The 15,435-nt window shown below is 71.3% G+C and carries 13 protein-coding genes; 5 read left to right on the plus strand and 8 right to left on the minus strand.

Annotated features, from left to right (window positions below; all coding sequences use genetic code 11):
- Positions 1-36: 36 nt before the first annotated feature.
- Together D7V80_RS34820 and nth are read left to right on the plus strand one after the other, a co-directional pair.
- Entirely contained in the window at positions 37-1,203 is a 1,167-nt protein-coding gene (locus tag D7V80_RS34820; protein ID WP_120592194.1) for an iron-containing alcohol dehydrogenase, read from the plus strand.
- 10 nt (positions 1,204-1,213) lie between these two features.
- Positions 1,214-1,849, plus strand: a complete 636-nt coding sequence (gene nth / locus D7V80_RS34825; RefSeq protein WP_120592195.1) for an endonuclease III — start codon at positions 1,214-1,216, stop codon at positions 1,847-1,849.
- A gap of 4 nt (positions 1,850-1,853) precedes the next feature.
- Here the strand turns inward: nth and D7V80_RS34830 are convergent, their stop codons facing one another.
- The 3 genes from D7V80_RS34830 to D7V80_RS34840 all read right to left on the minus strand — a co-directional run bounded on the left by D7V80_RS34830 (position 1,854) and on the right by D7V80_RS34840 (position 4,240).
- Positions 1,854-2,639, minus strand: coding sequence for a hypothetical protein (locus D7V80_RS34830; RefSeq protein ID WP_147447312.1), 786 nt, complete (start codon positions 2,637-2,639; stop codon positions 1,854-1,856).
- Between the two features lie 114 nt (positions 2,640-2,753).
- Positions 2,754-3,104, minus strand: coding sequence for a hypothetical protein (locus D7V80_RS34835; RefSeq protein WP_199738934.1), 351 nt, complete (start codon positions 3,102-3,104; stop codon positions 2,754-2,756).
- 110 nt (positions 3,105-3,214) lie between these two features.
- Positions 3,215-4,240, minus strand: a complete 1,026-nt coding sequence (locus tag D7V80_RS34840; protein WP_120592197.1) for an AraC family transcriptional regulator — start codon at positions 4,238-4,240, stop codon at positions 3,215-3,217.
- A 96-nt stretch (positions 4,241-4,336) separates the two neighbouring features.
- Between D7V80_RS34840 and D7V80_RS34845 the strand changes: the two genes are divergently transcribed.
- Entirely contained in the window at positions 4,337-5,140 is an 804-nt protein-coding gene (locus tag D7V80_RS34845) for a hypothetical protein (protein WP_120592198.1), read from the plus strand.
- Between the two features lie 137 nt (positions 5,141-5,277).
- On the opposite strand, the gene D7V80_RS34850 is transcribed toward D7V80_RS34845, so the two are convergent.
- Positions 5,278-6,324: a hypothetical protein gene (locus tag D7V80_RS34850; RefSeq protein ID WP_120592199.1), complete on the minus strand. Its 1,047-nt coding sequence runs from the start codon at positions 6,322-6,324 to the stop codon at positions 5,278-5,280.
- 123 nt (positions 6,325-6,447) lie between these two features.
- On the opposite strand from D7V80_RS34850, the gene D7V80_RS34855 reads away from it, so the two are divergent.
- Positions 6,448-8,112, plus strand: coding sequence for a M14 family zinc carboxypeptidase (locus D7V80_RS34855; protein ID WP_120592200.1), 1,665 nt, complete (start codon positions 6,448-6,450; stop codon positions 8,110-8,112).
- A gap of 126 nt (positions 8,113-8,238) precedes the next feature.
- Complete coding sequence (locus tag D7V80_RS34860; RefSeq protein ID WP_147447313.1) at positions 8,239-11,010, plus strand: CHAT domain-containing protein; 2,772 nt, start codon at positions 8,239-8,241, stop codon at positions 11,008-11,010.
- Positions 11,011-11,022: 12 nt separating this feature from the next.
- Here D7V80_RS34860 and D7V80_RS34865 read toward each other — a convergent pair whose 3' ends face one another.
- The 4 genes from D7V80_RS34865 to D7V80_RS34880 form a co-directional block, all read right to left on the minus strand.
- Complete coding sequence (locus D7V80_RS34865; RefSeq protein WP_147447314.1) at positions 11,023-11,904, minus strand: hypothetical protein; 882 nt, start codon at positions 11,902-11,904, stop codon at positions 11,023-11,025.
- The gene (locus D7V80_RS34870) at positions 11,901-12,713 is read right to left on the minus strand and encodes a cupin-like domain-containing protein (protein WP_120592203.1); all 813 of its coding nucleotides are present in this window, start codon (positions 12,711-12,713) and stop codon (positions 11,901-11,903) included. The genes D7V80_RS34865 and D7V80_RS34870 overlap by 4 nt, the downstream gene beginning before the upstream one ends.
- Positions 12,714-13,198: 485 nt before the next feature.
- On the minus strand, positions 13,199-14,188 hold the full coding sequence (locus D7V80_RS34875; RefSeq protein ID WP_120592204.1) for a cupin-like domain-containing protein: 990 nt from the start codon (positions 14,186-14,188) through the stop codon (positions 13,199-13,201).
- Between the two features lie 59 nt (positions 14,189-14,247).
- Complete coding sequence (locus D7V80_RS34880) at positions 14,248-15,387, minus strand: carbohydrate porin (protein WP_120592205.1); 1,140 nt, start codon at positions 15,385-15,387, stop codon at positions 14,248-14,250.
- Positions 15,388-15,435 lie beyond the last annotated feature (48 nt).

Here is a 15,435-nt window from a genome sequence, read left to right on the forward strand (position 1 = left end):
ACACCAACCGCTTCCCCGACGACGCGGCCTGGTGACATGCCCACCGCCCCCTTCGAGTTCGCCACCGCCACCCGCGTCCTCTTCGGCCCGGGCCGCGTCCAGGAAGTCCCCGACCTCGTGCGAGGCCTCGGCGGGCGGAAGGTCCTGCTCGTCACCGGCACCAACCCCGCTCGCGCGGAACCCGTCCGCGCGGGGCTCGAACGGCTGGGCATCCCTTCCGCCTCCTTCCGCGTCCCGGGCGAGCCCACCGTCGAGCTCGCGCGCGAAGGCACCGCCGCCGCCGTGGACTCCGGCTGTGACGCCGTGGTCGCCATCGGCGGAGGCAGCGCGCTCGACGCGGGCAAGGCCATCGCCGCGCTCGCCGCCAACGGGGGCGACCCGCTGGACTACCTGGAGGTCATCGGCCGGGGACAGGCCCTGACGAAGCCGTCGCTGCCCTTCGTGGCCGTGCCGACCACGGCGGGCACCGGCTCGGAGGTGACGCGCAACGCGGTGCTGGGTTCGAAGGAGGCCGGCGTGAAGGCCAGCCTGCGCAGCCCGATGATGCTCCCCCGCGTCGCACTGGTGGATCCGGACCTGCTGGAGCACGCGCCCTCGGAAGTGCTCGCGGCGGGCGGCCTGGACGCGCTGTCGCAGCTCATCGAACCCTTCCTGTCCATCCGCGCCCAGCCGCTCACGGACGCGCTCGCGCGCGAAGGCATGCAGCGTTCCGCGCGCTCCCTGCGCAAGGCGGTGCTGCACGGCCCCGGCCCGGCGGAGCGCGAGGACCTGGCCATCGCCAGCCTCTTTGGAGGCCTGTGCCTCGCCAACTCAGGCCTGGGCGCGGTGCATGGCTTCGCGGCGCCGCTGGGCGGGATGCTCGGCGCGGCCCATGGGGCGCTGTGCGCCGCGCTGCTCGGGGCCACCCTGGAGCTGAACCTGGAGGCGCTGCGCTCGCGCGCTCCGGACCACCCCGCCCTGCCCCGCTTCCGCGAGCTGGCGGTGCTGCTCACCGGCCAGTCCAACGCCCGCGCCGAGGACGGCATCACCTGGGTGAAGGACCTGGTCCACGCCGTGCGCATCCGGGGCCTGCGCGACATGGGCCTCACCGCCACGGCCATCCCGGAGCTCGTCACCAAGGCCCGCGCCGCCAGCAGCATGAAGGGCAATCCGCTTCCACTCACGGACGCGGAGTTGACGGCGCTCGTCGAACGGTCGATGTGAGGACCCACCCATGAAACCCGCCGCCCTCGTCCCCGTGGTGCTCGAACGCCTTCGCGAGAAGTACCCCGACGCGAAATACGAGCTGAACTGGAACACGCCCTTCCAACTGCTGGTGGCCACCATCCTGGCCGCGCAGTGCACGGACGAGCGCGTCAACCGCGTCACCGCCGAGCTGTGGAAGAAGTACGACGGCCCCCAGGCGCTCGCGGACGCGGACACCGCGGAGCTGGAGGAGGACCTCAAGCCCACCGGCTTCTTCAAGCAGAAGACCAAGACGGTGCAGGCCGTGAGCCGCGCGCTGCTGGACGCCCACGGGGGCGAGGTGCCCGACCGTATGGAGGACCTGGTGGAGCTGCCCGGCGTGGCGCGCAAGACGGCCAACGTCGTGCTCAACACCGCCTTCAATCAGGCCTCCGGCGTCATCGTGGACACGCACGTGGCCCGCGTCAGCCAGCGCCTGGGCCTGACGAAGCAGGAGAAGCCAGATGCCATCGAGACGGACCTGATGAAGCTGGTGCCCAAGGACGACTGGACCTTCTTCGGCCCCGCCGTGGTGCTGCATGGCCGCTACACCTGCGTGGCCAAGAAGCCCAAGTGCGCGGAGTGCCTCTTCAACGACGTGTGCCCCAAGCTCGGCGTCGCCTGAGCCATCACAGGTGCGCGAGCACCGCCAGCGTCAGCAGCCAGTCCAGCCCGGCTTCGAGGAAGTAGTACGTGGAGCCGTCCAGCGAGGTGCCAAAGCCGGTGCCCAGGTGGCCGATGGGCCCCGCGAAGAACTTCATGCCCAGCTCGGCCCCCACGTTGATGGGGATGCGCCGCGAGGACGAGTTGTCCAGGTACGGGCCCACCAGCGCCCGGCCATAGGGCGCGAACCAGTTCGTCACGAAGTGCTGATAGCCCACGGTGGCGTTCAGCGACACCAGGTTCGGGCCCAGGCCCAGGTTGGCGCCCAGCGTCAGCCGCCGCGCCTTGAGCCCCATGGGCTGCACGTTCACGTCCAGCGCCATGCCCATGCCGCCGTCGAACGGGACACGCCAACCCAGCGCGAACTCCGTCGTCGACTTGTCGATGGACAGCGCCTCGTAACGGAAGTGCGCCGCGCCCACCTCGTCCCCGCGCGCGGCCTGGAGGTCCGCGAGCGCCAGCGTGGCCTCCTCCGAGTCCTCGTCATAGACCTTGCGCAGCGGTGGCTCCGCGCCATCCAGGTCCCCGCGCGCCAGCCGGTCTTTGCCCTGCGTCAGACAGGCGGACGTGGAGCCCATGGCGCACGCGAGCCCGAAGGCCCGGTCCGCCTCCTCCATCCGGTTGTCCACCTGGAGCTGCTTCGCCCAGGTCTCGCAGGCCCAGGCGCTCCCGCCGCCGCACTTCTCCTCCAACGAAGGGACGCGCGTCACCTCGCTCGTCGTCACGCACGCCACCGTCAGCAGGCACGGCAACAGGCACGACACACGGAGGAGGGACTGAAGGGGACCACGGAGGGCTGGGGCCGCAACCATGGTCCACATTCAAACACACCGCCGGGTCGTGGCGTGTCCGGCGCGTTGCGTCTTTCAGCGTTCTTCCAGCGGCCCTTCCCCGTCGTGGATGACGCCCGGGTTGCGGCCGATGTCCGGCCCGTCCCCGCTGCGCTCGTCGGCCTTCTGCTCCTCGGAGGTCGTGGCACCCGAGCCGCCCACGCCCTCCCGGAAACCGTCGGCGGCTTCGCGGCTGGACTCGCTGAGGCTCTCCGCGGCCCGGCTTGCGCCGTGCTGGACGTCCTTGGCGGCCTCGCCTACCTCCTGCCCGACCTGCCGGGCGTTCTCGTTGACGGCCTGCTGTTGGCGCTCATTGCAGCCAGCCGTAAAGCTCACGGTCCCAATCACACCCAGCACGACGAGCCCGTTGAAGGTGCGTGTCCACATGGTGGTGTCTCCCCGAGGGTCCCGGCCCTCTGGGGTGAAACGTAGGCACGCCTGCTCTCCAACGAAGGCCTGGCGTCCCTCCCGGAAGGGCTCGGGGCGCCGCTTGCCTGTCAGCCCCCGGCCGCCCGGGCCTTGCGGAAGGACTCCGGGGACGTGCCCCACCAGCGCTTGAAGGCGCGGTGGAAGGCGACCGGATCCGCGTACCCCAGCAGGAAGGACACCTCCGCGATGGACATGCGCCGCTGGAGGTAGCCCTGGGACAGCTCGCGCCGCAGCGCCTCCACGATGCCCGCGTAGGTGCGGCCCTCCGCCGCCAGCTGGCGCTGCAACGTGCGGGATGGAACGCGCAGGGCCCTCGCCACCGCGGCGAAGGAGAAGTCGCCTCCCGCCAGCGTCCGTCGCACCTGGTCCCGCACGCGATCCGACAGGGTGTCCGTGGCGGGCAGCCGCTCCAGGACGCGGCGGGCGTGATGCTCGAACACGGCGTTGAGCAGCGCGTCCGCGTGGACGAAGGGCCGGTCCGCGTCTCCGGCGGAGAACTCCAGGTCGTTCGCCGGAGCGCTGAACTCCAGTGGACAGCCGAAGAGGGCCTCGTGTTCGCGCAGGTCCGTGGGCGCCGAGTGGACGAAGCGCGCGCGCAGGGGCCGCACGTCCGCGCCAGTGAAGACGCGGATGCCCGTGGCCAGCTGCACCAGTGCCACCTCCGCCAGGTGCCGGTGCGCGGGCCGCCACGAGGGCCCCACGGGCGTGAAGCGCATGCGCACGCCGCGCGGCGTGTCCTCCACGACGAAGCGCTCGCCGTCGCCCCAGACGCGCTGGTAGCGGCAGCCGCGAACCATGGCCTCGCGGAGGTTGGCGCTGGTGAGGATGACGAGCGACGCGGGGTCATCCGCGTCCATCACGTCCATGCCCGCCATGTGCAGCCCCAGGTTGTCATCCCCGGTGAGCGACACGGCCCGCTCCAGGATGTCGTCCAGCACGGCATAGGGGATGCGCGCTTCCGGGTCGCCCAGGTCCGCCCACCGCAGCCCCATCTCCTCGCAGAGTTGTTCGGCAGGCACGCCGCGCTTCGCCGCCGCGAGCAGCCCCTGCCGTGCCAGGCGGGCGGACAGCGAAGGGGGAGCGGAGGACGCCACGGGCAGGGACGCTAGCGACCGTCTGGCGCGGGCGGCAAGCCGTTCTGGCGCCAGCGGTCAGTGCATCGCCCGCACGCGGGCGGCACCTTGTCCCGCATGGACTCCACCGCCACCGGGCATCCCACCCTGATGCCCCGCCTGCACCTCTTCGAGCTGATTGATCAGCCCTGGTATCCGCGCGCGGCGCGCAACCTGTCCACGGACTACCTGCACGCGGTGTCCACGGGGATGGGGCTGTTCGACGCGGCGGTGGACGTGCTCGCGAAGGGGCTCCAGGCGTCCGGCACGGACACCCTGGTGGACCTGGGCTCCGGCGGCCAGGGGCCCGTACCCCGCTTGCAGCGGCTGATGGAGGCCCGCCACGGATTGAAGACGCGGGCCGTGCACACGGACCTGTACCCCAACGCGGAGGCCGCCGAGCGGGCCCGGGCGGAGGGCGCCACGTACCTGCCCCGGCCCGTGGATGCGCGGCAGGTGCCGGAGGACCTGCACGGCATGCGCACGCTCTTCAACGCCCTGCACCACTTCCGGCCGGAGGAGGTCCGCGCGGTGCTGGAGGACGCGCAGCGGCGGGGTGAGTCCTTCGCGGCCTTCGAGGTCGTGCACCGCACGCCGGGCGGAGTGCTGGGCACGCTGCTCGTGCCGCTGCTGGTGCTGCTCTTCACACCGTTCATCCGGCCGCTGACGCCGCTGCGCCTGCTGCTCACCTACGCCGTGCCGGTGGCGCCGCTGGCGCTCGCGTGGGACGGGCTGGTGTCCACGCTGCGGGCCCACAGGCCGGAGGAGCTGAAGGCCCTGACCCGAAGCCTCCAGCGCCCCGGCTACACATGGGAGGTGGGCGAGGTGCGTGAGAAGGGCAAGGGCGCCGTCACCTACGTGCTCGGGATGCCCGTGCGTTAGACGGGGATGTCCTGGAAATACAGCGGCAGGCCGCAGTAGATGTCGAAGCCGCCGCCCGCTCCCGCGAGCGGCACAGGGTCCGCGCGTTGGAGCCGTTCGAATAGCGGGGATGTCGCCAGGTCCTTGGGAACGCCCTCTCAGTCCGCCGTCTCCTCCGAATCACTGTCGGAGCGCGGTTCATACTCGCGATCGTACAGGCGCCTGGCGGCTTCGTTCTCCTCGTGCTCGCCCTCCAGGGCCGAGTCGTCAGGGGCGCCCACCGCGCCGGGCTTCTCGAACCGGAAGCCCCCGCGCGCCGCTTCATAGCCCGCGCCGCATCCATCCGCGCTCACGAAGAGGCGAAGGACCGTCACCTCGTCCCAGTGCTTGGAGTCCGCGAAGTGGACGCGAGCCGTGTCGACGGTCTCCCTGGCCCCGGGCTCCAGGTGGAACTCGCCCACGGTGTCCGCGTCCACGATGTCCTCCAGGTCCTTCCCGCTCCCGCCATATCCCCGGAGGCATGCCTTGCCCGAGACGCGCCGGCCACTCACGTTCTTCACCGTGTAATTGACGTAGTAGTCGTCATAGACATCCACCTGTCCGACCTCGACGTCGGTCAGCTCGAAGTCCTCTGGCTTCGACGGGACCTCCTTCCGGGGCGCGGGCGCATCCGCGGGAGCAGGCTGCCCCGTGAGGAGCAGGCGCAACGGCTCACTGGTCGCCTTGTCGACGCCGTCCGAGCAGTGGTGCGCGGCGGTCGTATACAGCAGCACCGTCCGGGACAGCTTCAGCGGCGCATCCGCGTACACCTTGTCCTCGAACGTGTCCGTCGTCTCACCCTTCACGGTGATGCCGCCCAGCGTCTCCGTCCGGATGACTGTTCCCTCCGCGTCGAGCAGCGTCATGCACGCGTCCCCGCGCGCCTGCGCCGTCCCGGGATTGGAGAGCGTGTAGGTCACGTCCACGCGGAGGTCCTGGCGCGCAATCACCACATCCGAGAACCGGAGCGGCTTCACCACCTTCGCCTTCGCCACCGTTCCCGCGTCCGGAACGCCCGCGTCCACGGCGGCCACGGCCACCCCGCCCGCGTCCACCGGCGCGCTGTCAACGGGTTGCTCCTTCTTGCACCCCGAGGCCCACGCCACCGCGAGCCCCAGGAACAGCACGCCCCACGCGTGCCCTCGCCGCTGATCACTCCGCGTCATGAAGCCCCCTCGACTACACTCTCTGTCCGGGTTTCATATGGGACACCGCCACGGCGCGGCAAGACTGCCCCCACCGCGCGTGCTTGACGCCGCAGTTCCGGAGCGCTCGGATGCGCGGCACCTATGCCCACTCCCAAGCTGCTCACCCGCGCGGAAGCCACCGACTACCAGGAAACGTCCCGCAGCGCCGACGTGGTTGCCTTCGTCGACGCCCTCTGTGCCCAGACCAAGCTCGCGAAGCGCGTGGACTTTGGCCAGAGCGGTGAAGGTCAGCCGCTCATGGCGCTCATCCTCAGCGACCGCAACTGCTTCACGCCGGAGCTGGCGAAGAAGCAGAAGAAGATCGTCGTGATGGTGGAGGCCAACATCCACGCCGGAGAGGTGGAGGGCAAGGAGACCCTCCAGGCGCTCGCGCGCGACCTCACGCTCACGTCGCTGGGCAAGAAGATCCTGGACCGGCTGTGCCTCGTGTTCGTCCCCAACTTCAACCCGGACGGCAACGATCGCATCAGCAAGGGCAACCGCGCGCTGGACCTGAAGAACCTGGAGGGCCAGGTCAACCCGCCCGGTGGCGTGGGCATGCGCTACACGGGCGAGGGCTGGAACCTCAACCGCGACAACATGAAGCAGGAGGCGCCGGAGACGCGCGCCCTGGCGAAGCTGTACCAAGCGTGGTGGCCGCACCTCTTCGTGGACTGCCACACCACGGACGGCAGCATCCACGGCTTCGACCTCACCTTCGACATCCCGCACGGCAACGCGGAGCTCCTCCACACCTCGCGCGACTACAACCGCGAGCTGGCCGAGCGCGTGTCCGCCGCCGTGAAGAAGAAGCACGGCTTCGACAGCTTCTGGTACGGCAACTTCCTCAAGGAAGGCGACCCGACCTCCGGCTGGCACACCTACCCCGCGCTGCCCCGCTTCGGCAGCCACTTCCGCGGCCTGCTGGGCCGGCTGGACGTGTTGCTGGAGACCTACAGCTACATCGACTTCCCCCGCCGCTGCGCCGTCATCCGCGCGTGGGTGCTGGAGCTCATCCGCGACGCCGCCCGCTACGCCAAGGACTACCGCCGGGTCACCGAGTTCGAGGAGGCCGCCATCATCGCGCGCGGCAAGTCCCCCGACGCGAAGGAGTGGGTGGGCATCAACTTCGGCGTCGCCCAGCGCGACGCGGAAGGGGCGCTGGTGTTCGACTACCCGGCCTACGTGCTGGGCAAGGACATCGCCGCCATCAACTCCTTCGACGAGGCCAGCATCCAGGCGCGCCGCTACCCGGGCAAGCGCAAGAAGGTCTACAAGACGCCGCACTACCGCACCTTCGTGCCCACGCAGTCGGTGAGCACGCCGTCCGCGTACCTGGTGCCCGCGTCGCTCGCGTCCCGGCTGGAAGGCCACGGCATCCGCTTCGAGAAGCTCGCCAAGGCGCAGCGCTTCCAGGTGGACAGCTACCGCATCGCCCGCCGCGAGCAGACCTTCAGCCCGGACGTCGCCGCCAACGTGCCGCCCCCCGGCCAGGACGAAGTCCCCTTGAGCCAGAAGCCCAAGCCGGTGCGCTTCGAGACCATCCTCACCGTGGCCCCGGAGCGCTCCGAGCGGGAGTTCCCCGCCGGAACCCTCAAGGTCCCCACCGACCAGCGCACGGGCACGCTCATCACCTACCTGCTGGAGCCGCACTCGGACGACGGCTTCTGCCGCTGGCAGTTCCTGGATGACAGCATCACCGTGGGCGAGCTGTACCCCATCCACCGCGTCGTGGAGGCCACGCGCCCCCCCCTGAAGGTGGAGTAGGCAGTACACCTCCGGACGCATCCTCGCCCCCGGGTTTGTCAGCCCCGGGGGCATTGGCCCTAGACTGGAGCCCGCAGGACCCGCGGAGATGGTGCGGGGGCACGCGGGAGGCCCCGGATGGCTGGCATGTGGCAAACGCCCCGAGGCACGCGCCTTCCGGGGCGCACAGGCGTGGCGCGCGGCTGGGGACTCGTGGCCCTGGCGCTCTGCATGGCCCTGGGCTTCGTCGCCGTGCGCGTCTGGAAGCAGCAGGGCGCCGGGCCGGAGACGCCCGCGCTGTGGCTCGCGGACGGGCCCCACCGTCCCCTGGAGGTGCGGCTGAGCCTCCCCGCCGCGGACGTGTACCGTCCCCATGCGCCCCCCCAACGGGACGCGCTGGCCCCGCCGGTGCCCCTGGGCGCGCTGTCCCGACTGGAGGAGCGCGGCGACGCGCACGGGGTGGGCATCAGCTACCTCTTGCATGGCGACACGGAGCAGGGGCTCGCGTACCTCAGGCGCGCGTCGCCCTCGCTGGACCGCGACAGCGACCTGGCCGCCGTCGCCATCCTGCGCGGCCACTCCGATGAAGCCCTGACCCTGCTGGACGCCACGCTGGAGGCCATGCCCGAGCACCCCCAGGCGCGATGGAACCGCGCCGTGGTGGCGCGCGAGCTGGGGCTGACGCTCCTCTCCGCCACGGCGTTCGAGGCGGTGGCCGCGAAGGGCGAGCCCGGCTGGAGCGACGAGGCGCGCGAGCAGGCGCGGACGCTGCGCGCCCGGTTCCAGGCCCGGGCGGACGCGTGGAAGGCCACGCGCGAGGCCTTCCGTGCCCGGCTGCGCTCACCCCAGGCGCCCGTGCCGGTGGAGGCCGCGGCCCGCTTCCCGGGCATGGCGCGCGAGTCGTTCTACGAGCTGCTGGCGACCGCGGAGAGCTCCGAACAGGTGCAGGCCCTGCTGCCGCTCGCGGGGGTGCTGGACCACGCGGCCGGCGGAGGCACCGTGCTGGAGGACACCGTGAGGCGGATGGCGGCGCAGGACTTCGCGCGCCGGGCCCCGCTCGCGCGCGAGTACGCGAAGCTGGTCCAGGACGCGCACCCCACCCCCGCGAGCCTCATCGAACGGCTGCGCCAGGAGCCCACGGCGAAGGACCTGCTGCTGGGCGCGCTCTTGCGCACGCCGGGCGTGGCGCGCACGCACGAGGAGCTTCGCGCCCTGACGGTGGGCGAGACGGATCCCTGGATCCTCTCGCGCGTGGCGCAGGAGGGCGCGCGGCTGGATGACCTGTCGGGCCAGGGGACCCAGGCTGGGGACCAGCTGCGGGAGGCGCTGGGCGAGTGCCGCGCGAAGAAGCTGCCCCTGCGCTGCGTGGATCTGCTCATCCGGTTGAGCAGCCGCGCGACCGCGTCGAACCGGCTGGTGGAGGGCGAGGAGTCCGCGAGGGCCGCGTGGCAGGAGGCCGCCGCGCTGGGCGAATGGGAACGCGAGGGCCAGGCGCTGGTGATGCTGGCCAACGCGACGCGCTTCCAGGTGCGGGTGGCGCTCTCGCGCGCCTATCTCACCGAGTCCCTGGCCCGTCAGCCCGACGACTGCGTGGCGCGCACCCTGGCGCACCGCAACCTGGCCTCGCTGGCGCTGATGCGCTTCCGTCCGCAGGAGGCACGGCAGGAGCTGGAGGCGTCGCTGGCGTGCGGCCAGACGCCCGGGCTCCAGGGCGCGTGGATCCTCGCGGACCTGGCGCGGCTGGCGCCCCGTCCGTCCGACGAAGCGCTCCTGCTGGAGGAGCTGGCACGCGTGAGTCCACTTCGGGAGAACGCGGGGCGGCGCGTGCTGGCCACGCTCATCCGGGGACGCTTCGCGGTGGACCGCGACTGGCGCGAGGGCCAGCGGGTGCTGCGGCAGGCCATCGCGGAGGCGGAGCCGCTCCTGCGGGTGAACGCGGATGCGCGCGACGCCAGGGCGGTGGCCTTCCAGACGCTCGCGGTGAGCGCGGGCCACGCCGGGGCCTTCCGGGAGGCCATGGACGTGGTGGCCGAGAGCCTCCAGGTGCCCGTGCCGGAGGGCTGCGTGCTGGCGGCGGCGGTGGAGGCGGAGCGCACCGTGACGGTGGTGCGCGGTCCTCAGGGCCAGGTGCAGGGCCACTATGACGCCTCGCGCACGGTGCCCCTGCGCGATGACCTGACGGGGCTGGTGCCTGGCGAGCTGGTGGCGCTGCTGCGCGACTGTCCCCGCGTGGCGGTGCTGGCCGCGGCGCCCCTGGACAGCCGCGCAGGCATCCTGCCGGCGGACCTGGCCTGGAGCTACCGGGTCAGCACGGGCGTCCCCGCGACGTCCCCCGCGAAGCCGCCCCTGCACGTGGTGGTGTCGGACGTGGAGCCGCCCCAGACGCTGAAGCTGGCGCGGCTGCCCTCGGCGGCGGAAGTGGACCTGGCGGGCGCGCAGCGGCTCCTGCGGCTCAAGGGCGCGCAGGCCACGCCCGAGCGCGTGCTGGAGGCGATGGAGCAGGCCACGGACATCGACATCCACGCGCACGGCGTGGTGGACCGCGCGCTGTCGGACGCCACGGTCATCGCGCTGTCGCCACAGCAGGACGGCCGCTATGCGCTCACCGCGGAGCAGCTGCGCCGCCGGCATCTGCACGGCGCCCCCCTGGTGGTGCTGGGCGCGTGCAGCGCGGCCCGCCTTCCGCCCATCCTGCATGAGACGTCATCGCTGCCGCAGGCGTTCGTGGCCTCCGGAGCGCGGGCCGTCTTCGCCGCCACGGCGGAGATCCCCAACGACGCGGGCGCCTTCTTCCGCTCGGTGCGCGAGCGCATCCAGTCCGGCGAGGAGCCCTCCCAGGCGCTGCGCGCCGAGCGCCTCGACTGGCACAAGAAGCAACCCCACATGCGCTGGGTGGACAAGGTGCTGCTGTATCAGTAGCGCCCGCGCCCCTCAGTCGCGAGGAGGCAGGGGCGAAGGCCGGGGCTCCGCGTCCGAGTCCCACGTCACGTTGGCTTCAGGCAGCGCGAAGGCCTCGAACGAGACGGCGACACCGCCGTCTGGCGCACTGAAGCCGTACCACCACCCCACCGGCAACAGCACGCACTCTCCCGGAGACAGCGTCACGTCCAGGCGCAAGGGCGCATCGCCAGCCCCCGTCACGCGCCGCAGCTCGAACGCCGGAACGAGCTGGAGCCGCCGCTCCCCATGCACCTGCGCCAGCAGCACGTTGCGCCGCGCCGCGCGCAGGGGAACCTCCGCGCCGGTCGGCTCCCACCACAGGCGGGGCTCGCACGCGCGTGCATCCTCCGCCGTGAAGCCCCGAAGCGGCGTCAGCCCCCGGGCCAGGGGTTCCAGCCGCGAGTCCTCGAACAGGGGCACGCAGCACGCGTGTCTCGCCTCACGCTCGCCCAGCAGCGCGGCCACGCTCCCGGGGCTCCAGGCCTCCGGCGCCAACGACGCGCTCCATTCCGCGCGCAGCACCACGGGCAGGTTGTCGAAGTAGTAGCGCTCGAAGAACGCGGCGGGCGTCAGCGCGTCATGCCGGTCCACGCGCGGCGGTCCTTCCGTCTGCTGGAACAGCTCCGCGTACACGTCCAGCAACCCCTCCAGCTTTCGCTGCATGCCCACCGCCCGCAGCGCGCCCGCGACGAAGGGCTCCTGCTGCTCCACCTCCACCGCCCGCCGCGCCTGCTCCGCCGGCACCCCGGCCTTCTCCAACGACGCCACCAGCTCCTTCGGCGACGCACCGCGCACCAGGTTCTCCACCAGCCACCGCCGCCACTCAGGTGTCAGCGGCGAGGTCCCCGCCTCCACTTCGCGCGAAGCTCTCATCGGTGCTCCTCCGGAGGCGTGGCGCCCAGCCAGCCCTCCCGCCAGCAGGTGTTCATCCCAGGTGTCTCTTCGAAGCTCACGAACGTCACCGACAGGCTCGGCTCCAAGGCCCGCAGCGCGTGCCACCACCCCACCGGGATGAAGAGCGTGTCCCCCGGCCCCACCTCCACGGTGTGCAACGCCACCCGGGCGAAGTCCGGGAAGCGCTCCAGGTCCGGCGCCAGCACGTCCACCGCGCTGTAGAAGCCGCGCACGTTGGACATCCATGGCGTCTCCCACGACGGCGCCAGCCACACCTGCTTGCGTCCCCACACCTGGCAGAACAGGACGTTGAGGTGATCATGATGCAGGTTGGACAGCGTCCCCGCCGGCCCCAGCCACAGGTGCACGCGGTCCGGTTCGCGCAGGTCCGGCTGGATGTATCCCTCCGGCGCACGCAGGTCCTCCAAGAGCGGCCGGAACGCGTCACGCAAGAGCAGGCTGTTCCGAGCCACCAGATACATGTCGTTCGCGGGCGCACCATCGAACCGTGCCAGCAATTCCCGCAGCGGCACGTCCCGGCGCAGTCGGTCCGCGTGCAGGTCCGGCATCTCCTGGGCGTCACGCCCCGCCATCACCTCCACCGTCTCGTCACCGAAGCGCTCGGCCATCCACGCCGGCGTCCACCGCGTCCGCGCCGGCCAGTCCTCCATCAAGCCTTCAATGACAACCGGCCGATTGCGCCGGTAGTAATCCCTGAAGAACTCCGTGGGCTCCAGCCGGGACCGCCGCTCCACGCGCGGCGCGGGCAATGCCTGTCGTCGAGACACCGACCGTGTCTCCAGCAGTGATTCAAGCAATCCAAGACGTGTCGTGAATTCACGCGCCCGTCTCACCGCCGGGTGTGTCTCCGCGGCCCGAATCGTTTCCCAGACAACCTCTGGCGCCAGTCCCACCGCCTCCAGACGGGCCGCGAGGCGCTCTGAAGAAACCCCACGCGCAAGGTTCTCCGCGAGCCACGTTCTCCATACAGGGGGAAAGGAAGACGTCATTTCCAGACCCCTTGAATCGGGCTGAACCTTTTGGGTCGTCCACATCCACCCTGAGCGGACTCCATGACGCCTCCCGAGAACTCATACAAGATCGTCCCGAACCCCAATCCCCCGTCTGACCCCGCGCAGGAGGACGTCAGCCGGAAGCGGACGCCTGAAATCCCGCCGCCCACGCCACCGCCGTCCACACCGCCCCTTCCTGAAACGTCGAAGGACGAAAACCTCAACGGCTGACCTGAAGCCATTGAAGCGGCGGGCACGCCTCAACCGAAGGTGTGCCACCGCGCGTTTCCGCCCGGAACCTCCAGCGACTGGAACGTCAGCGACACGCTGACGTCCAGCGCGAGCACCTGGTGCCACCAGCCCACGGGGATGAAGAGCATCTCCCCGGGGCCCACCACCACCTCGTGCACGTGCGCGCGGGCAAAGTCCGGGAAGCGCTCCAGGTCCGGCGCCGCCGCGTCCACCGGGCTCCACACGTGCTCGCGGTTGTACAGGCGAGGCGTCTCGAAAGACGGCACCAACCAGAAGCGCTTGCGCCCGTGGACCTGGCAGAACAGCACCGAGTCCACGTCATGGTGCAGCGCCGTGTGCGTGCCCGCCGGCCCCACCCACAGCTTGAGGCTCCCGTGCTGCCGCTTCGGGTACACGAAGCCCGGGGCCGGCCGCAGGTCCTCCAACAGCCCCCGCAGCTCCGGCCGCTCCAGCGCGAAGTTGCGCGCGGTGAGGTACAGGTCGTTGGTGGGCCCGCCGTGCTCCAGCCGGTGGAGGAAGTCCGCGAGCCGCATCACCGTGCGGCACGCATCCGGTGACATGTCGTGGTCCGCGCGGGCTTCGCGGCCCGCCATGACCTCCACCTCCACGTCGCCGTAGTCCCGCGCCAGCGCTTCCGGCCGCCAGCGCTCCATCAGCGGCCAGCCCTCCAGGAAGTCCTCCAGGACGACAGGCCGGTGCGCGCGGTAGTAGCGGGCCTGGAACTCCTCCGCGGACACGCCCCGCCGCCGCTCCACCGTCCGGCGGGACTGCGCATGCAGCGCCGCGCGCACGTCCAGCAGCGACACCACCTCCGCCCCCAGCGTCCCGCGCGAGCCACCGGCCTCCACCGCCGGATGCCGCCGCGCGCGAGTTACCTCCGAGCGAGCCTCTTCCGGAGCCACCCCTCCGGCGACCAGCGCCCGGGCCAGCGCCTCCTCAGGCACGCCCCGCAGCAGGTTCTCCGACAGCCACGCATCCCACGAGGGTGACAGGGCCATGGCCCCACTCTAGGCCACCCACGAAGCGGCACGGAAAGGGGGCCCTCTCCCCACATGCCCTACAGGGTGAGCGCCCCCTTGAGGCCCAGGACGAGGATGTTGCGCGCGTCCTCGTCACCGCCGGGGCGGATGTATTGGAGGTTGGGCCGCAGCACGAGCCACGGCGTCGCATGGAGGCTGTAGTACAGCTCGCCCAGGTACTCCGTGCGGGGGATCGGCGTGTCGGAGCCTTCCGCCTGCTTCTGCCGCTGCGCGGTGACGTAGCGCCCGTTGGAGTGCGTGGCCCCCAGCGCGAAGCCCACGTCGTCATCCGCCCGGCCGAACACGCCCGTGTAGCCCAGGCCCAGCGTGTACTGGCCGTCCTGCGTGGAGGTGTCCTGGTCCGTGCGCGTCAGGCGGGCGAAGACGTTGAGGCCCTGCGCCTTGTTCTCCACGCCCGCCACGTGCGTGAGCTGCTGACGCGCAACGAAGTAGATGCCGTAGCGCCCTTCGCGCTCCACGCCCGCCAGCAACACGTCCGGCGCGTTGGACGTGTCGTACCAGACGCCCACCTTGTAGAGCCCCTCCAGCCGGTCGCCGTGGAACTTCGGGTTCCAGCCCAGCTCCAGGGGCAGCATCACGCCCGTCGCCCCGGTGAAGCGCCCCAGATAGAAGCCCTCCTCCAGGTTGCGAGGGTTCATCTCGTACGCGGCCAGCTGCACGTAGGCCACCTTCGCCAGGTCCACGCGCAGCCGCGTGGCCCACTGGCTCACCGGCCAGTTGAACCAGTAGTTGCCCACGATGTTGCCGGGCTGCGCGCCGCAGAAGGACAGGTTCTGGAAGTCGCAGGGGAAGTCCGCGGTGTCCTCGCCCACCGTCATGCGCCCCAGCTTCAGGTGCACCCGCTCGCCCCAGAAGAGCTGATCCCACCAGAGCTGCGTGAGGCGCCCCACGTTGCCGCGCCCGTACACCTCCTGCACCAATTGGAGGTTCCCCAGCGCCATGTCCGCGTTCAGGTTGTTGCCGTTGCGGTGCGTGAACGTGAACTGGAAGGTGCCGCCCTTGAGCCCGGCCAGCTTCTCCATGTCCAGGCCCAGCCCCACGTTGAACTGGCCCGCCTGCCGCAGCGCATGCCCCTTGCCGCCGCGCGCGTTGAAGGCGAGCTCCGTCACGTAGCGGACCTGGATCGCCACGCCGAGTTCGGAGAGGAACCCGCGCATCCCGCCCCAGTCACCCGTGAGGCCCGAGGCTGTCTCTTATACAAATCT

Source organism: Corallococcus sp. CA054B (assembly GCF_003611625.1).
Taxonomy (GTDB): domain Bacteria; phylum Myxococcota; class Myxococcia; order Myxococcales; family Myxococcaceae; genus Corallococcus; species Corallococcus coralloides.

Bases quoted from the DNA above. Each gene is read 5' to 3' on its own strand.
- D7V80_RS34865 (WP_147447314.1), bottom strand. From the start codon at position 11,904: ATGAGAGCTTCGCGCGAAGTGGAGGCGGGGACCTCGCCGCTGACACCT.
- D7V80_RS34875 (WP_120592204.1), bottom strand. From the start codon at position 14,188: ATGGCCCTGTCACCCTCGTGGGATGCGTGGCTGTCGGAGAACCTGCTG.
- D7V80_RS34845 (WP_120592198.1), top strand. From the start codon at position 4,337: ATGGACTCCACCGCCACCGGGCATCCCACCCTGATGCCCCGCCTGCAC.
- D7V80_RS34855 (WP_120592200.1), top strand. From the start codon at position 6,448: ATGCCCACTCCCAAGCTGCTCACCCGCGCGGAAGCCACCGACTACCAG.
- nth (WP_120592195.1), top strand. From the start codon at position 1,214: ATGAAACCCGCCGCCCTCGTCCCCGTGGTGCTCGAACGCCTTCGCGAG.
- D7V80_RS34820 (WP_120592194.1), top strand. From the start codon at position 37: ATGCCCACCGCCCCCTTCGAGTTCGCCACCGCCACCCGCGTCCTCTTC.
- D7V80_RS34850 (WP_120592199.1), bottom strand. From the start codon at position 6,324: ATGACGCGGAGTGATCAGCGGCGAGGGCACGCGTGGGGCGTGCTGTTC.
- D7V80_RS34860 (WP_147447313.1), top strand. From the start codon at position 8,239: ATGTGGCAAACGCCCCGAGGCACGCGCCTTCCGGGGCGCACAGGCGTG.
- D7V80_RS34880 (WP_120592205.1), bottom strand. From the start codon at position 15,387: ATGCGCGGGTTCCTCTCCGAACTCGGCGTGGCGATCCAGGTCCGCTAC.
- D7V80_RS34835 (WP_199738934.1), bottom strand. From the start codon at position 3,104: ATGTGGACACGCACCTTCAACGGGCTCGTCGTGCTGGGTGTGATTGGG.